At 61.3% G+C, this 17809-nt stretch carries 12 protein-coding genes, 1 tRNA gene and 3 pseudogenes; 10 read left to right on the top strand and 6 right to left on the bottom strand.

Going from position 1 to position 17809, the window contains the following annotated elements; genetic code table 11:
• Positions 1-127 precede the first annotated feature (127 nt).
• Positions 128-1297 carry a porin gene (locus tag BVER_RS18155; protein ID WP_050454502.1) on the bottom strand — a complete coding sequence of 390 codons (1170 nt, stop codon included), beginning with the start codon at positions 1295-1297 and terminating at the stop codon, positions 128-130.
• Positions 1298-1603: 306 nt separating this feature from the next.
• Positions 1604-2950 (bottom strand): YhjD/YihY/BrkB family envelope integrity protein, encoded by a 1347-nt coding sequence (locus BVER_RS18150; protein WP_050454501.1) that lies wholly within the window; start codon positions 2948-2950, stop codon positions 1604-1606.
• 349 nt (positions 2951-3299) lie between these two features.
• Between BVER_RS18150 and fdnG the strand changes: the two genes are divergently transcribed.
• From fdnG to BVER_RS18130, 3 genes are read left to right on the top strand one after another with little or no spacing between them, the layout of a single operon-like run.
• Positions 3300-6368, top strand: a complete 3069-nt coding sequence (gene fdnG, locus BVER_RS18140) for a formate dehydrogenase-N subunit alpha (RefSeq protein ID WP_083452238.1) — start codon at positions 3300-3302, stop codon at positions 6366-6368.
• 11 nt (positions 6369-6379) lie between these two features.
• On the top strand, positions 6380-7318 hold the full coding sequence (fdxH, locus tag BVER_RS18135; RefSeq protein WP_050454498.1) for a formate dehydrogenase subunit beta: 939 nt from the start codon (positions 6380-6382) through the stop codon (positions 7316-7318).
• Positions 7315-7965 (top strand): formate dehydrogenase subunit gamma, encoded by a 651-nt coding sequence (locus BVER_RS18130; RefSeq protein ID WP_050454497.1) that lies wholly within the window; start codon positions 7315-7317, stop codon positions 7963-7965. Before fdxH ends, BVER_RS18130 begins: the two co-directional genes overlap by 4 nt.
• Before the next feature lie 12 nt (positions 7966-7977).
• Here BVER_RS18130 and BVER_RS18125 read toward each other — a convergent pair whose 3' ends face one another.
• Positions 7978-8328: a type II toxin-antitoxin system ChpB family toxin gene (locus tag BVER_RS18125; protein WP_050454496.1), complete on the bottom strand. Its 351-nt coding sequence runs from the start codon at positions 8326-8328 to the stop codon at positions 7978-7980.
• Positions 8322-8573: an AbrB/MazE/SpoVT family DNA-binding domain-containing protein gene (locus BVER_RS18120; RefSeq protein WP_050454495.1), complete on the bottom strand. Its 252-nt coding sequence runs from the start codon at positions 8571-8573 to the stop codon at positions 8322-8324. Before BVER_RS18120 ends, BVER_RS18125 begins: the two co-directional genes overlap by 7 nt.
• A 210-nt stretch (positions 8574-8783) precedes the next feature.
• Between BVER_RS18120 and fdhE the strand changes: the two are divergent.
• The 6 genes and pseudogenes from fdhE to BVER_RS31670 all read left to right on the top strand — a co-directional run bounded on the left by fdhE (position 8784) and on the right by BVER_RS31670 (position 14502).
• Positions 8784-9770: pseudogene (gene fdhE / locus BVER_RS18115) on the top strand (formate dehydrogenase accessory protein FdhE).
• Positions 9771-9780: 10 nt separating this feature from the next.
• Positions 9781-11623: pseudogene (gene selB, locus BVER_RS18110) on the top strand (selenocysteine-specific translation elongation factor).
• A gap of 42 nt (positions 11624-11665) precedes the next feature.
• A complete protein-coding gene (locus tag BVER_RS34075; protein WP_232316620.1) occupies positions 11666-12811 on the top strand; it encodes a VTT domain-containing protein in 1146 nt (381 codons plus the stop codon).
• Positions 12812-12822: 11 nt separating this feature from the next.
• Positions 12823-13641: an LssY C-terminal domain-containing protein gene (locus tag BVER_RS34070; protein ID WP_232316619.1), complete on the top strand. Its 819-nt coding sequence runs from the start codon at positions 12823-12825 to the stop codon at positions 13639-13641.
• Between the two features lie 65 nt (positions 13642-13706).
• Positions 13707-14324 carry a DedA family protein gene (locus BVER_RS18100; RefSeq protein ID WP_050454494.1) on the top strand — a complete coding sequence of 206 codons (618 nt, stop codon included), beginning with the start codon at positions 13707-13709 and terminating at the stop codon, positions 14322-14324.
• Between the two features lie 82 nt (positions 14325-14406).
• Positions 14407-14502, top strand: a tRNA-Sec gene (locus BVER_RS31670).
• 1059 nt (positions 14503-15561) lie between these two features.
• On the opposite strand, the gene BVER_RS18095 is transcribed toward BVER_RS31670, so the two are convergent.
• Complete coding sequence (locus tag BVER_RS18095) at positions 15562-15921, bottom strand: hypothetical protein (RefSeq protein WP_050454493.1); 360 nt, start codon at positions 15919-15921, stop codon at positions 15562-15564.
• A gap of 26 nt (positions 15922-15947) precedes the next feature.
• On the opposite strand from BVER_RS18095, the gene BVER_RS18090 reads away from it, so the two are divergent.
• Positions 15948-17717: a hypothetical protein gene (locus BVER_RS18090; protein WP_050454492.1), complete on the top strand. Its 1770-nt coding sequence runs from the start codon at positions 15948-15950 to the stop codon at positions 17715-17717.
• Here the strand turns inward: BVER_RS18090 and BVER_RS34065 are convergent.
• A pseudogene (locus BVER_RS34065) lies at positions 17685-17809 on the bottom strand (IS630 family transposase); the annotation flags it as partial. The gene BVER_RS18090 and the pseudogene BVER_RS34065 sit on opposite strands and share 33 nt — an antisense overlap.

Raw genomic sequence — 17809 nt, 5'->3', positions numbered from 1 at the left:
CTCCCCTGCCGACGCTTCGCCGATCACCTCGCGGTGACCTGCGCACGGCTCGGGGCCGATGTGGTTCGCTACTCCTTCATCGCAGTGGACTTTCACCACCTACTTCCTTGCCGGTCTACCGGCGCACTTAGAACTTGTGACGCACGCCGATGATGACGATTTCCTGGTGGCTGCTGCCGCTTTCGTAGCCGTAAGAACCGATCGAAACTTGTGCCGAACCCAGTTGGCCCGACGTCGCGTCGCGCTGGTCGCCGCTTGCGTGCTGGTAAGCCGCCACAGCGTAGAAGTCCGTGCGCTTCGAGAGCGAGTAGTCCGCGCCCAGGCTGGCCTGGTGATACGTGGCCGACGAATCGCCGCCCGACTTCGTGTACGTGTAGCCAGCGCCCACCAGCAGAGCCGGCGAAACCTGGAAGTTCACGAAGCCGTTGCCGACGTTGAAGTGCTCGGAGCCGAAGCGCGAGCCGCCGTCTGCCTTGAACTGTGCATTGCTGTACGAACCGCCGACCGTGAACGCGCCGATCGAGTACTGGATCGCGCCGCGTGCGATGCCGATCGCGTGTGCCGAAGCATACGCGTTGTTGATCGGGCCATCGAACAGTGCGTCCGACGTCGTGCTGTTCCACGTGCTTGCCGTCGTCGGCGGAATGCGGCCGGCGTTCGGGTTGTTCGCGTAGAAGTAGCCGCCTGCGACTGCCAACGGACCGTTGTTGTACGTTGCCGCTGCCGACCACGTCTGGCCTTGGCCGTTCGCGCCTGCAACACCCGACACCCCGTACAGACCTTCGAACTGGAAGCCCGAGAAGACCGGCGAAACGTACTTGATTGCGTTGCTCACGCGCAGCGAGTTGTCGTAGTTGTCGACGTCGCCCGGCGTTGCGAACACGGAACCCCAGTAGTTGTCAGCCGTGATGCCTTGAACCATGTCGACCAGCGGATCGTATTGACGACCCAGGGTGACCGTACCCCACTGAGCGCCCGACAGACCAACGAATGCCTGACGGCCGAACTCACGACCACCTTGACCCAGACGGCCCGTGCCGATGTCGAAGCCGTTTTCCAACTGGAAGATTGCCTTCAGGCCACCGCCCAGGTCTTCCTGACCCTTCAAGCCCCAACGATCACCGGACAGGTTGCCGTTGATCATGGCGAACTGGTGGTCGCCAGCTGCATTGGCGTTGCTCACATAGCCAAGGCCAGCGTCGATCACGCCATACAGCGTCACGCTCGATTGAGCCTGGGCTGCACCAGCTGCGCCGAGCAGGGCCAGCGAGAGGGACGTCAGTGCGAATCGCTTCATCGAATTCTCCACGCGAATGTTTAAAATCGTTGTTGCCGGCGCAGAGAATAACGCAACGTTTCGAAACTTAAGAACTGAAAAAAAATAGACTGTCTCAAAAAACACACAGTTGTCACGGATGCCTGCCCGTCAAGGTTTTTCGCGTGTTTGAAGGGGAATTTGAGACGACCGTAAGGGTGCGGGAAAGTTCCGGAGGGTGACAGGAGCGGTCAAATATTCCTGCCCATTCAACAGTCGATTACCGTCGAATTCAATAACAGTGAGGCGCGCGCGCGATTGCCGCGACACGCGCCGTCCTTCCGCCGATCAAACGTTCTCGTCGTGCTCGCCGTCGCGCCGGCGCAACAACGCGACCGCCATGCCGGCGCTGGCCGCGACCAGAACCGCGCGCCAGGGATGCCGGCGCACCATATCGTTGGCATCGGAGGCCTTGCGGCTCGCGCCGATCATCGCGCGAGCGGTGGCGCGCGTGGCCGTGGATTCGGCGCGACGAATCTTCCGCGAGATCTCGAACGCCTTCGACATCGCCGATACCTTCTTGCGGGCTTCGCCGGTCAGCGCCTGAGCATGCTGGGCGCGGGCGTTGATCGAGCCGATCGAGCGACGCGCCGCCGCCGTGACGGGCGCATCGCCGCGCGCGCTGGCGGGCGACATCGGCGCGACCGTCGATGCAACGGCCGAAGCCTGCGCCGGCGTCGCCGCGCGCGTGGAGGAGGCGAGCAGCGAGCCGATCTTCGCGCGGCTGCCCGGCGGCACGCGGCCGTTGTTCTGCTTGCCCCACGCGCCGCGCGGATCGTGCAATCGCGCGCGCGCCGCCGAGAATTCCGCGCCGAGCAGCAACACTGCGGCGGAGAAGTACAGCCACATCAACAAGACGGCGAGCGATCCGGCTGCGCCGAACGCGCTCGCCGTGCCCGCATGCGTCAGATAGAGCGCGAACAACTTCTTGCCCGCCGAAAACAGCACGGCCGAGACGGCGCCGCCGACCATCGCGTCGCGCCATTCGACGGCCGCATCGGGCAGGAACTTCATCAACGCGCCGAACGCCGCCGTCAGAATCAGCAGGCCGACGATCAACTGCGCGATATCGCCGACGATCACGAACGGCGAATTGCCGAACAGCCACATGCCGGCCGCCTGAATGGCGGTGTCGAGCACGAGCGACACGATCAGCAGAAACGCGACGCCCAGCACCAGTCCGAACGATACGAGCCGCACCCGCACCATCGCCATGACGCTCGAGCGCTGTTCGCCGCTGAGCGGCCACACTATATTGAGCGCTGTATTAAGCGATGAAAACGTCGCCGATGCGCCGACCGCCAGCAGCACGAACGACAGAATCGCGGCGAACCCCGTGCCGCTGCTGCGATGCGCGTTCTCGACGATGCTCTGCACGCTCGCCGCCGCCTCGTTGCCGATCAGCCCGTTCACTTCGTGGAACAACTGTCCGCGCGCGGCTTCCGGCCCGAATATCCATCCGGCGACGGCGATCACCATGACGAGCGTCGGCGCGAGCGAAAACGCCGAATAAAACGCGATGCTCGCGGCCATCGCGGCGCAGCGGTTTTCGCCGAACTGCTTGAGCGCGCCCATTGCCCAGGACGCGTCCTTCTTCATCGCGGCTTCGATTTTCCGGGTGGACACGGAACTCATGACGGACCTCTCGTTCGATGCAGCGTAAAAGGATGTATTTCTGGATATAAGTCGGGATTCGAGTCGACGTCCAGCACGCCGCGTTCCAGAAACGCGATTAGAGCAAGCTATCGGTCGGTGGTTTAGTCAGAACATTGCTATGATCGGCCTGCCGTTGCGGATCTTGGAACGTTTCGTGCGTGCCTCGCGGCGTCCGAAACGTGCATTCACGGAATGCGCGACGGTCAGAAACGGCATTCCTATTATTAAAGCGGCGTATCGATGAAAACCATTTATCGCTTAGGCGAACGGGGCCGCATCGACCGCCATATACTTTCAAATACCCACTTTACGACGCGTCGAAGCAACCATGTTGCAAATGTCACGTCGACAGTTTCTAAAGGTCTCCGCGAGCACGCTCGCCGGTTCGAGCCTGGCAGCGCTGGGCTTCTCTCCGGCACCGGCGCTCGCCGAAGTCCGTCAATACAAACTGTCGCGCACCACTGAAACGCGTAATACCTGCCCGTACTGTTCCGTCGGCTGCGGAATTCTGATGTACGGACTCGGTGACAACGCGAAGAACGCCAAAGCCAGCATCATCCACATCGAAGGCGATCCCGATCATCCGGTCAATCGCGGCACGCTGTGCCCGAAGGGTGCATCGCTGATCGACTTCATCCACAGTCCGAACCGTTTGATGTACCCCGAGTATCGGGCGGCGGGATCGAGCGAGTGGAAACGCATCTCGTGGGAAGACGCGCTCGATCGTATCGCCGAGTTGATGAAGGCGGACCGCGACGCGAATTTCGTCGAGAAGACGCCGGACGGCAAGACGGTCAATCGCTGGCTGACCACCGGCTTCCTCGCGGCCTCCGCTGGCAGCAACGAAGTCGGTTATCTCACCCACAAGACTGTGCGCAGTCTCGGGATGCTCGCGTTCGACAATCAGGCACGTGTCTGACATGGCCCGACGGTGGCAGGTCTTGCCCCGACGTTTGGCCGTGGAGCGATGACGAACCATTGGGTCGACATCAAGAACGCGGACGTGATCATGGTGATGGGCGGCAAAGCAGCCGAGGCGCACCCGTGCGGTTTCAAATTGGTGACCGAGACGAAGGCGCATCGGAAGACGAAGCTGATCGTCGTCGATCCGCGCTTTACGCGTACTGCATCCGTCGCTGATTTTTATGCGCCGATTCGCACGGGCACGGACATCGTGTTCCTGGGCGGCGTGATCAACTATCTGCTCACGAACGACAAGATTCAGCACGAGTACGTGAAGAACTATACGGACATGTCGTTCATCGTCCGTGAGGATTTCGCGTTCAAGGAAGGCCTGTTTTCAGGCTACGACGCGGAGAAGCGCAAGTACGACAAGAGCACGTGGGATTACGAAAAGGGCGACGACGGTTTCGTCAAGGTCGACCCGACGTTGCAACATCCGCGCTGCGTCTACAACCTGATGAAGCAGCACTACTCCGCGTACACGCCGGAGATGGTGAGCAAGGTCTGCGGCACGCCGCAAGAGAAATTCCTCAAGGTCTGCGAGATGCTTGCATCGACCGCGGCGCCCAACCGCGCCGGGACGATTCTGTACGCGCTCGGCTGGACGCATCACTCCGTCGGCGCGCAGATGATCCGCACAGGCGCGATGGTGCAATTGCTGCTGGGGAATATCGGCATTGCGGGCGGCGGCATGAATGCGCTGCGCGGGCACTCGAACATTCAAGGCCTGACCGATCTAGGTCTGATGTCGAACCTGCTGCCCGGCTATATGACCTTGCCGATGGAAGGCGAGCAGGACTACGAAGAATACATCAAGAAGCGCGCGACCCAGCCGCTGCGGCCCAATCAGCTCAGCTACTGGAAGAACTATCGCGCGTTCTATGTGAGCTTCATGAAGTCGTGGTGGGGCGACAACGCGACGGCCGAAAACAACTTCGGCTTCGACATGCTGCCCAAGCTCGACAAGTCCTACGACATGCTGCAAGTGTTTGAGCTGATGGCCGCGGGCAAGATGAACGGCTACGTGTGTCAGGGCTTCAATCCGCTGGCCGCCGCGCCGAACAAGGCGAAAATCGGCCTCGGTTTGTCGAAGCTGAAGTATCTCGTCATCATGGATCCGCTCGCGACGGAAACCTCGGAGTTCTGGAAGAATCACGGCGAATTCAACGACGTCGATTCGTCGAAGATTCAGACCGAAGTGTTCCGTTTGCCGAGCACCTGTTTCGCGGAAGAGCGCGGTTCGCTGGTGAGTTCGTCGCGCGTGCTGCAATGGCACTGGCAGGGCGCGAATCCGCCGGGCGAGGCGCGCAGCGATCTGGAGATCATGTCGGCGCTGTGGCTGCGCATGCGAAAGGCGTATCAGACGAAGGGCGGCAAGTATCCCGATCCGATCGTCAAGATGACGTGGCCGTATGCCGATCCTGAAAGCCCGACGCCCGAAGAGCTCGCGATGGAGTTCAACGGCAAGGCTTTGGGCGATGTCACCGATCCGACCGACAAGACCAAGGTGCTCGCGAAGAAGGGCGACCAGTTGGCCAGCTTCGCGCAGCTGCGCGACGATGGTTCGACTGCGAGCGGCTGCTGGATCTTCTGCGGATCGTGGACGCAGGCGGGCAATCAGATGGGACGCCGCGACAACTCCGATCCGACCGGTATCGGGCAAACGCTGAACTGGGCATGGGCGTGGCCGGTGAATCGTCGCGTGCTGTACAACCGCGCATCGTGCGATGTGAACGGCAAGCCTTTCGATCCGACGCGCAAGCTGATCGCGTGGAACGGCAAGTCGTGGTCGGGTCCGGATATTCCCGACTTCAAGGTCGACGAGCCGCCTGAAAACGGCATGAATCCGTTCATCACGAACCCGGAAGGCGTGGCGCGTTTCTTCGCGCGCGACGGCATGAACGAAGGTCCGTTCCCGGTGCACTACGAGCCGTTCGAAACGCTGCTTGGCTACAACCCGTTCTGGCCGGACAACAAGACCGTGACGAGCAATCCCGCCGCGCGCGTCTTCCCGGACGATCGCGCTGCGTTCGGCACGGCCGACAAGTTCCCGAACACCGGCACGACGTATCGCCTGACGGAGCACTTCCACTACTGGACCAAGCACGCGCGGCTCAATGCGATCGTGCAGCCGGAGCAGTTCGTCGAAATCGGCGAAGAGCATGCGAAGGAAGTGGCCGTGGTGGCGGGCGAGCGCGTGAAGGTGTCGAGCAATCGCGGGCATATCGTCGCCGTGGCACTGGTCACCAAACGCATCAAGCCGCTGAACGTGGAGGGCAAGAAGGTGCATACCGTCGGCCTGCCGTTGCATTGGGGCTTCAAAGGCCTCACGCAGCCGGGCTATCTCGTCAACACGCTGACGCCTTCCGTGGGCGACGGGAACTCGCAGACGCCCGAGTTCAAGTCGTTCCTCGTGAAAGTCGAAAAAGCATAAGGAGGCGAGAAATGGCATTGCAATCGCTCGATATCAAGCGCGTCTCCGCGACGACCACGCCGCCGCCGACCGATCGCAGCCCGGTGACGGGCACGGTCGCGAAGCTGATCGACGTGTCGAAGTGCATCGGCTGCAAGGCGTGTCAGACGGCCTGCATGGAGTGGAACGATCTGCGCGACGAAGTCGGTCACACGACCGGCATCTACGACAACCCGCGCGACCTGACCGAGAAATCGTGGACGGTCATGCGCTTCACGGAGTACGAAAATCCGAAGGGCGACCTTGAGTGGCTGATCCGCAAGGACGGCTGCATGCATTGCGAGGACCCCGGATGTCTGAAAGCGTGTCCGTCGCCGGGCGCGATCGTACAGTACAACAACGGCATCGTGGATTTTCACGAGGAAAACTGCATCGGTTGCGGTTACTGCGTGACGGGCTGCCCGTTCAACATTCCGCGCATCTCGAAGGAAGACAACCGCGCTTACAAGTGCACGTTGTGTTCGGATCGCGTGGCGGTGGGGCAGGAGCCTGCCTGCGTGAAGACGTGTCCGACCGGCGCCATCATGTTCGGCACAAAGGTGGACATGATCGCGCAGGCCGAAGATCGCGTGGAGGACCTGAAGGAGCGCGGCTTCGAGAACGCGGGGCTGTACAACCCGGCCGGTGTGGGCGGCACGCATGTGATGTACGTGCTACATCATGCGGACAAGCCGGAGTTGTATCACGGGCTGGCGAACAATCCGCGTATCAGTCCGCTGGTGTCGGTGTGGAAGGGCATCACCAAGCCGCTGGCGGTGGCGGGCATGGCGATCGCCGCGCTTGCGGGCTTCTTCCATTACACGCGTGTCGGTCCGAACGAAGTGAGCGAGGAAGAAGAACTCGAAGCGCAACGTGAGGTGGATGGAAGAGGTGCGTCGTCGTCGCGAAGGCGGACAGGAGCGTTCAGATGAAACACGATAGCGAACTGCGTGATGTGAAAGGCAACCTGCTCATTCAGCGTTACACGCCGAACAAGCGCACCAATCACTGGATCACCGCGATCTCGTTCATCCTGCTCGCCATTTCCGGCCTGGCGATGTTCCACCCGTCGATGTCGTGGCTGTACGCGATTCTCGGCGGCGGGCAATGGACGCGCATTCTGTATCCGTTCATCGGCTGCGTGATGTTCGTGTCGTTCCTGATCCTGGCGCTGCGCTTCTGGCATCACAACTATCTGGACAAGAATGACGTCCAGTGGATGAAGCAGATCGGCGACGTGCTGGCCAATCGCGAAGATCGGCTGCCCGAGATCGGCAAGTACAACGCCGGTCAGAAGTTGTTGTTTTTCACGATGGTCGCGTGTCTGCTGCTGTTGCTGGCGAGCGGCATCGTGATCTGGCGGCGCTACTTCTCGTTCTATTTCCCGATCGAGATCATTCGCGCGGCGGCCGTGGTGCATGCGTTCGCGGCGTTCGTGCTGATCGTCGGGATCATCGTGCACATTTATGCCGCGATCTGGATCAAGGGATCGGTCGGCGCGATGACGCGTGGAACGGTGACGTATGGATGGGCGCGCAAGCACCATCCGAAGTGGTTCAAGCAGTTGATTGGGAAGTAGGCGGGAAACGTGTCAGTCGATGATCGTCTGCAGACGCGCCAACGCGTCGTTGATGACTTCGACTGGCGCATGCTCGATCTTGCGCGCGCCACGCGCTTCGAGGTCGAGCGTGCGCACCATGTTCACCAGCGCGACGCCTTGCGTTTCGGTGCCCGCGCCGGATAGCGGCACCGCGAATCCGGCGAAGCGCGCGAAGTTGCCGCCTTGCGTGATCGGCGCGACGAGTGCGACGCCGGTGGCGTTGAAAATCGATGAAGACAGCACGAGCGCGGGGCGAAATTCGCCCTGCTGCTCATGCCCGACGGCGGGATTCACATTGACTCGAACCACATCGCCGCGCTCGAATTTGATGCGTCTCACCATACTTCACGACCTACCGGTTTCAGGTTATTCCAGGCGGCGAGATCTTCGGGCATCGATGCTTTCGGATCGCACCGAGCGACGAGTTCTTCCAGCGAATACTTCGGCCGAGCCGGGATAAGCACGATCCCCTCGGGGCGCACGTCGACAGTCAGTTTGTCGCCGAGCGACAGATGCACCTGATCGAGCAAGGCAGCAGGCAAACGGACTGCCGCGCTATTGCCCCATTTCTGAATCGAAAGTTCCATTTTTAGCCTCCGGTATGTTTATCCATTGTAGATACATGTCGATGCATGTTCAATAGCGACTGTATCTACAATGGATAGCCGTACTTTCGGCGCGGGCGGCGTCGGCGTATCGCGTTAGCTGCTATGCTAGTTGAGCGAGAACGCGCTGATGGCTCGGGCCCGTGCCAAATTTCATCTTCATTCGTACCGCATCAAACCGAGGACAAACCCGTGGTCCAACGCATTCTCGAAGCCAGCAAGATCGAATCGCTCGATCCCTCGGCGATCCCGCGTCTTCGCATGCCCGAGCGCGCCACCGTGTTCAGCGCGCGCGCCGCGCGTCTGCTGCAACTCGCGGACGTGAACAATCCCATCTCCGGTTATCTGCGTTTGATGGCCGCGCTCGCCGATTCGCAGCAGCGCGCGCGCTGAGCACCTTCACCGCGACGCTGCCCACGCGCGAATCGATCGAATTGAATCAGCAGCATTCGATGCCCATCGCGCCCGCATCGACCGATACGCGCGATCCCGTCTGGCGCGACGTGCTCTTCATGCTGCTCGACAATATCGAAGCCGCCGGCGCGCTGACGCCGCAGCTTACGCAACTCGTCGCACGCATCCGCGCGATGAATGTCGACGTGCTCGAAACACAAGCCGACGCAGTGATCGCCTTGCGCTTCGCGGAAATCGATCCGGCCATCGCGCCGTTCGTCATGGCCGCGTTGCAGGTCGTGTGGACGGATATCGCCAGCCGCACCGCACTGTCCGACGTGCCGTATCTCGATACGCCCGGCGTATGTCCCGTGTGCGGGTCGGTGCCGGTGGCGAGCGTCGTGCGCGTGGGCGGTTCCTACGATGGCTATCGCTACGTGCAGTGCGGCTTGTGCGCGACGGAGCATCACGTCGTGCGCGCGAAGTGTACGAATTGCGATTCGACCAAGGGCATCGCCTATCACGCGATGCGCACCGAAGACGACATTCCCGCCGACGAAACCGAAGAGGAGCAGGCGCAATGCGCGAAAAACGCGCCGCTCAAGGCGGAGTCGTGCGACGAATGCGGTACGTATCGCAAGATCGGTTATCAGGACAAGGCGTACGATTTCGAGCCTTATTCCGACGATCTCGCCAGCCTCACGCTCGACTTGCTGATGGGCGATGCCGGTTTTCGCCGCGCCGCATCCGTGGCTGTGGCCCGAACATACCGACGGCGAAGCATAGGACCGCGCGCATGATCGTCGGCACGGCGGGACACATCGATCACGGCAAGACCACGCTCGTGCGCGCGCTGTCGGGCGTGGACACGGATCGTCTGAAGGAAGAGAAGGCGCGCGGCATTTCCATCGAACTCGGTTACGCGTATGTGCCGCTGAACGACTGCAGCGACGGCACGCTCGGTTTCATCGACGTGCCCGGTCACGAGAAACTCTTGCATACGATGGCCGCGTGCGCGTGCGGCATCGACTTCGCGCTGCTGGTGATCGCCGCCGACGATGGCGTAATGCTGCAGACGCGCGAACATCTCGCGATCCTTGAATTGCTCGGCGTGACGCAAGGCGCGGTCGCGGTTACCAAGACCGATCGCGTCGATGCCGAACGCGTGCGCGACGTGCATGCGCAAATCGAAGCGCTGCTCGCCGATGGTCCGTTGCGCGACGCGCCCTTGTTCGATACCGACGCCACGCAAACAGACGACGCGGGCGTCGCCGCATTGAACGCGTATCTGCACGCGGCCGCTTCGCAATGGCATCGGCGACGCGATGACGGCTTCTTCCGCCTCGCGATCGATCGCGTGTTCACTTTATCGGGACAGGGCACCATCGCGACGGGCACGGTGTTCGCGGGAAGCGTGATCGTCGGCGAGATGGTGACGCTCGCGCCGCGCGGGCGAACGATGCGCGCTGAATCTCGCCGGCATCGACAAGGACGATCTCGCGCGCGGCGACTGGATCGTCGATGCACGGCTCGCGCGGACCTCCGAGCGTCTCGATGTCGAACTCACGTTGCTGGGCGATGCGTCGCTCACGCTGACGCATTGGTCGCCATTGCATGTGCATCTGGGCACGACGCATCGCGTGGCGCATGTCGCGCTGCTCGATGTCGACACGATGCACGCGGGCACATCGGCGCGCGTGCAACTCGTCTTCGATCAACCCGTGTGCGCGCTGCCGGGCGATCGCTTTATCGTGCGCAATGCGCAGGCGAATCGCACGGTGGGCGGCGGACGCGTGCTCGATCCGTTCGGGCCCGCGCGCAAGCGTCGCACACCGCAGCGTCGCGCATGGCTCGATGCGCTCGCGACGATGCTCGACACCGGCCGCATCGACGCGCTCTTTGCACAAGCGCCGTACGGCTTGCCGCGCTCGCTGATCGAGTATTTGCTGGGCGGCGCGGCATCGCCGGAAGGCATGCGCGCCGTACCCGTTTCCGACGACGTGCTGTTTATCGCCGCGACGCACTGGAACGCGATGCGCGCGCGTCTGCTCGAAACGCTTGCCGCTTTCCACGAACGCTATCCCGACGAACAAGGTCCGGATATCGCGCGTCTGCGCCGCATGGCCGCGCCGCTCGCGCCGGATGCCTTGTGGCGCGCGCTCGTCGATGAAACGGTCGGCGACGGCGCGATCGCGAAGAGCGGACCGTGGCTGCATCTGCCAACGCATACGGTCTTGCTCGATGCGAAAGAGGAAGCGCTGGCGCAAGCCGTGCTGGCATCGATCGAAAACGCGCGCTTCGATCCGCCGTGGGTGCGCGATCTCGCCTCGGTGCACGGCGCGACCGAAGACGACATGCGCCGCCTGCTGAAGAAGCTCGCGTGCCGCGGCGATGTCTTTCAGGTCGTGCGCGATCTGTTCTACGCGCGTGCATCGATCGGCACCCTGGCGAAGCTCGCGGCGGAACACGCGCAGCAGCAGAACGGCGCGATCGGCGCGGCCGCGTTCCGCGATGCCACCGCGCTCGGCCGCAAACGCGCCATTCAGGTTTTGGAATTCTTCGACCGGGTTGGGTACACTCGCTTTCACCGCGACTTGCATCTGTTACGCGCCGATAGCCGCTGGCACGAGTCCGTCTGATCATTGGCGGCGCGCGCGTCGGCGTGCGTCGATCACGCTGCGATGGAGTATTCCTACTTCAAGCTGCTGCATCTGCTCTCCGCTCATCCCGAGTGGGCGCTGGCGGTCGTGCTGCTGGCGTCGTTTCTCGAATCGGTCGCGTTCATCGGCACCTTCATTCCGGGCAGCACGGCGATGTTCGTCGCGGGCGCGCTGGTCGGCACCGGCGCGCTGAATCTCGGCTGGGTATTCGTCTGCGCCATCGCGGGTGCGATTGCGGGCGATGCCGCGAGCTTCTGGTTCGGCCAGCGCTATGCCGATTCCATCGCGCGGATGTGGCCGTTCCGCAAACATCCCGGCGCGCTCGACGCCGGACGCAAATACTTCGATAAACACGGTGCGAAAAGCGTGGTGCTGGCGCGCTTCGTTGCGCCGATGCGCGCGGTCGTGCCGGTCGTCGCCGGCGTGTCGGGCATGACGCCCTCGCGCTTCCTGTTCGTCAACATTCTGAGCGCGCTGATCTGGGCGCCGACGCATATCCTGCCGGGCGTCGTGTTCGGCGCATCGATCGAACTCGCGGGCGCGGTGTCGATCCGGCTCGTCGTGATTCTCGTGATCGCGGCGGCGATCGGCTGGCTCATCTGGAACATCGCGCGCGTGATCGTCTCGCATGCGAAGGACTGGGTCGTCGATTCGCGCGAACGTCTGGTCGCGTGGGGCTCGTGTCATCAGGGCTTGCCGGCGCGATTGATCGCCCGCGCGCTCGATCCGGCGAATCCGGCGACCGGGCTTATCGTGATGATCTCGGTCTTGCTGCTGGTGTCGGCGGGCGTGTTTTTCACGGTGCTGTCGAATGTCGCGAGCGGGGCGTCGATCGTGCAGGTCGACGTGTCGATCTACCGGCTGCTGCAGTCGTTCCGCTCGACCTGGGCCGATTCTATTCTCGATGCGGCGTCGTCGCTCGGCAGCACGCCGACGCTGCTCGCGCTGTCGGTGCTGGTCGTGATCTGGATGATCTTCGAGCGGCGCTGGCGCACGCTGGTGTACTGGGTCGCGGCCGTCGCGTTTTCGCAGATGCTGGTCGCGGCGATCCGCTTCACCGCGCACGAGCCGAATCTGCTGCCGTTCACGCCCGCCGATCACATGTCCCAAGCAGTCATGTCGCGGCGACGGTCGTCATCTACGGCTTTCTGGCGTTTCTGCTGCTGAGGCGCGTCGGCATGCTGACGGGCGTGATCGTCGCGACGGCCACCTCCGCGATCGTCACGGCGGTGGCGCTCGCGGGCCTGTACTTCGGCCGCTTCACGATCTCCGATGCGCTCGGCAGCGCGGCGCTCGCGGCCATCTGGGTGTTCCTGATCGCGCTGACGGCGGTGTGGCGTCACCCGGTCAAGCCGCGTCGTCGTCCGTTGATGCCCGTCGCGGTGCTGGCGGTGATCGCGGCGAGCGTCGCGCTGCAACTCACTGACGATTCCGAAGCACACAGCGCGCCGATGCCGACTGTGGTCATCACGCCGATCCAGTGGACCGATACCGTATGGCGCACGTTCTCGTGTTACCGCTCGAGCATGGAAGGCGACCGCCGCGAGCCGATCACGGTGCAATGGGCCGCGACGCCCGGACAAATCCGCGCGCAACTCGCGGGCCGCGGGTGGGCTGAAGTGAACGGCGTGTCGATGAAAAGCACTCTGTCGGTCGTGTCGCCGAACGCGCCGGCCGTCGCCTTGCCGGTTTTGCCGCGCCTGAACAACGGCGAGCCGTCGACGCTGGTTTTCACGCGCTCGCATCTGAATACGCAGGAGCGCGACGTGTTGCGTTTCTGGCCGACGCATTACGCCGTGCGCGAGCGCCAGAACACGGAGCCGTGCCGATCTGGCTCGGTTCGGTCGTGCACGAGCGAATCCGGCGGCCGACGTGGCCGTTCAACGTGCTGCGGCCGGACCGCCGCGTCGATCCGATGGCGTGGAAGCGCGGCGACGATTCGCCGTGGGGCGGCATCGAAATTGCTAGCAGTGCGGGATGTGGCAGCGTTCCGGTGATGCTCGTCGAATCGAGGTCCAATGAGGCGAGCGTCGCGTGGCGTAACCCGTCCGAGAGGTGACGCTTGATCCAGATTTCGCCGTCGGCCATCGCGCAATGGGGCGCGGCGGCCGTGTTTCTCAACGTATTGCTTACGCGTCTCGGCGTACCGATCCCGTCCGCGCCGCTGCTCTTGTTCACGGGATCGGCGGTGGCGGGCGGACGTCTCGCGTTCAGCCACGTGATGCTCGCGGCGGTGGCGGGCGCCTTGCTCGGCGATAGCGTATGGTTCACGGCGGGCCGCGTCTATGGACGGAAACTCGTCGCGGTGCTGGCCCGGCGTTCCTATGCCATCGATTCCGGCGTGCGCACGACGAGCGACCTGTTCGAGCGATACGGCGCGCCGATCGTCGCGGTATCGAAATTCGTGCCAGGCCTGGGCCTCGTCACGCCGCCGCTGATGGGCACGACGCAGATCGCGACGCTCGCGTTCTTTATGTGGGATGCGGCGGGCATCGTTGCATGGTCGGCGTTTTGGCTGCTCGGCGGCGCGCTTTTCGAGCGGCAATTGCACGATGCGCTGATGCAATTGCATCTGCATGGCGCAACGGTGATCGATGTGCTGGTGGCGGTGGCGCTTGCGTACTTCGTTTATCGGCTGATGCGACGGCGTTCGCCGCGTGGAGATGGTGGATTGCGTTGAGGTCGCGTTGCATGCGACATGGCGTCCGCCGTTTATAATCAGGCCGCTTTGGTGGTTACTTCCGCTTGCTGTACCCGCGCAAGGAGGGCATCCGTACCCGGTGGTGCGGCCGGGCTTCAAACTCGGTTGGGGATGTCAGACATTCCCAGATCAGTTCGACTCTGGTTGCCCTCCGCCAGGTTTTGGTGTTTGCGTCTGAAAATTGAATCATTTAATTGCTTAAAGCCGGAAATCGTAAGTAATCCTACTGTTCAATAGTGCTGGGATTCTATTGCGCTTGGATGCGCTAATTGGCCAATAGTTGCCCAAGACTAACCTGAACGCCGTTATCCCGATGACCGCTTCCATTTGGAGTCTATTGGATGCTTGATGTGAGCAAATCGGCCTTCGCGGACGTTCCACGAGACATGACTCAACGTGCGCAGAACGCCGGCACGGCTAGCTGGCCTCAGCCGCCGTAGCCGACGGCGAGAATGCGGTTTGACGGGCTCTAACTGCTCGTTGTTTCCGAGAATAATAAAACGTGAGCCGCTCGCGACGATGCGCTCACCAGATCAACGAAGCTGACTCACTCGTCGTCGGAGCGATCGACAGATTGTGATGGAGATATGTCGGAAAAATCTACACGCGAAAAAATAAAGGGCTCATTAAGCGAGGGCTTTATTTTCGGCAACCGTTGCCGTAAAAAAGCGGTACTCAGAAGTATGCGCGTAGACGATGAGCATCATTCGAATAACGAACTTTGTGTTTCTGGCGGTTTGTAGTTCTTCCATCTCAACCGATTCATGGCGAAATACGATCTAGAAGTGCTGGCGCGGTGCCCTGAAGACTGGCCGGGTGTCTTGAGACTGAGGAGTCGCGTGTGCGCGGCGGCATGCGGCACGATGAGGCTCTCGCGCTGCAACTGCTGCAGCGGTTTGCGCACAATCGGATGCCGGGATCGAGGCGCAAGACCTGAAATCGCCCGGTAGCAACGGCGCTTCGTTTTCTTTCTCGAAGGCCCGATTTGTTTGACACTGCGGGTTCGCAATTCTGCCGGCGATCATCTGACCGAATCGCGGATGTCGGACGATCAATAAGTCAGGCGTGACAGCGACGTGCTCGAAGTGACGCGAACGGTGGTCTCAAGTCAGCGACTGCGTTGATGGGTCTGCTCTTTCGAGTCGTCTATCCGCGTTATCGAGCCTCAAGAATTACGCAATAAATTCGCCGAGAAGGCGAAGGTGCTTTTTGAACGTTATCGATGACGGATGAGACGCGATCTGTCGTCGGTAATAGATGTGTATGCGCTGGCGCTGTGGAAAGTGGCAACCGGCACGATCGATGCAATACCAGACTTCAGAAGGAGTGGGTCGATGCTCTTAGCACAGTATCTGGCGGACTGCGGTGTCACGCAAATCACGTCCAATGCAATCTTTTCAAGCCCAATATCCCGCAAGACAAATTGTCTAACGCGGTCAATGCTTACGGTCGCGGCATCGCGAAAGAGGAGGTGCTCATTCTCATCGACGATACTTTCTGGGGCAGTGCGAAGGAGGGCGTTCTTGTCACCGAAAATAGCGTGCTTTTCAAGGTGTCGGGTCGCGGCGAGGGCCACCGCGATCTCTCTCGACGCTGCAAAGCGTGGCATCCAGCAAAGGAAGTGTCGCGCTCAACGGCACGGTGGTGACCAAGCTCATCAAAGCGGGCGAGAACGAACTCGGCTACGTATTCGGAACGCTCGATGATTACCTCGAAAAACGCAGTCAATTCAGCCGAACAGACGACCTGGATAAGCCTGGTGAGTACGCCGAACTGGACATCGCGACGCTCGCCAGGATTTGCTCCACTTACGTGACGCCCGATTACTATACCGTGGCGGAGTTGCAAGCCCAAGGTACACACGCGTCGTTCCTCGATCGCAAGCCGTCAAAGACCCCGTCGTACCACATGATGGGCGATATACCCGTGCAGATCGCAGAAATGGCCAGATTCAACCTCGGCATTCCCGCTCAGGAAACAATCATCGCGCTAACGGATCTGACGATCAACGGAGGCAATGCCTCCGCGGCCTTCGTCGTCACCCAGCGGGGTATTCGATCACGTGATGAAAGCGGCAAAAAAACGGTCTTTCTCTCTTGGGATGCGCTTAGTAAACGATCGGTTGCCGCCGAGATCATGGTCGGCCGACATTGGGCGATCAAGTTAGACAATGGCGATGTGCTCACGATATCCAATCGTAACGCCGTCGTTAAACCGTATGGTGCGGCGCTCATTCGGGATCTGATTGCGTTGGCTTCGAACGGAGAACGCTCAACGCAGGTTTTGAGTTCGTTGTCCACGGTCGCCAGCCCGATCGTTTCGTCAGGACAGGATCAAACCCAACCTGCGGTCGAGAAAGAACTCGCGTTAGCCGTAGTCGAAGCAGTGGAAGCGCAGCCGGAAGCCGGCGTCGAATCTCCTGGTACGGTGGACCGCACAACTGAAAAACTGAAAGCGTTGGTTCGACCGATCGTCGAGCAGAACCAAAGTTGGATCGTGTCGACACTCAAGGAGAAAACCGGCGAGTTGTCGATTGCGGCGTTGCGCAACGATGACGTCATCACCAAGGTCGCAACCGCGCTCTATGCATTGCTGCCCGGAGTCGTGCGATTTGCCGTCAAGGAAGAAGCGTTCATCACTTTCGTGCTTCAGAACCGAGACAAGCTGCTCGCACCCGTCGTGAAAGAATGCGAGACGGTTTCGGCGGAGACGCCCGCAAGCAGCGCAGTGACACCCGCGAGAAAGCGGTTAGCCGATCTCAAGTCTCCGGCGGCCACTCGGACGGCACCCGGCGTCGGCCGCTTCGTGTCCGAGCACTTCCCAAAGATGAAATCCGAACTGTCCAACGCCGTACGTGAGTTCGATCGACTCGCCCGGTCAGCAACGCCGCGGGAGCGGAACAGCGTGGAGTTCCAGGATGCCGAACAAAAACGTCGTACTTTCGCGCTAGTTGTCGGATTGACGGATCTAGCCCTGACTTTTCCGCGCAAGCTGGCAGCACGTGATGCGCAATGGAATGGTGCGAATCAGATCATCATGCTTTCTGACCGTGCCGTCGCTGAATCGATGATCTACTGCATCGCGTCAGGCGGGGATCTGCTGCGCAAGGAGGCGGATCTAGACGAGGACGATCTCGCCGACATTTTCGGCGAGATCACCATGCTGATCTTCTATGGCTACTTTATCCAAGAAGCGAGCTTGCGCGACAAGCGAATTCTGTTGAACCCGAATTCCGAGCGACGACAACTCGATCAGTTCGAACAGACCGAAGTGATGCAACGCTGGCGGGACAGTATGCGCAGGTTCAGCATCAACAAATCCAACGACGACACGGATAACCTAGTGTTCCGTCCCAGAAATAACTTTACATAACCGAGCCACTTTCTGAAGGATGGAATCGGCGGTTGCGGTCCAGACAAATGGACGGTTGTGCTGGTTGTAGCGTGCGACATAGCGCTCGATGC

Source organism: Candidatus Burkholderia verschuerenii, from assembly GCF_001189365.1.
Lineage (GTDB): Bacteria > Pseudomonadota > Gammaproteobacteria > Burkholderiales > Burkholderiaceae > Caballeronia > Caballeronia verschuerenii.
The sequence above is the reverse complement of the archived record's forward strand: the minus strand, read 5'-3'. Positions and strand labels throughout refer to the sequence as shown.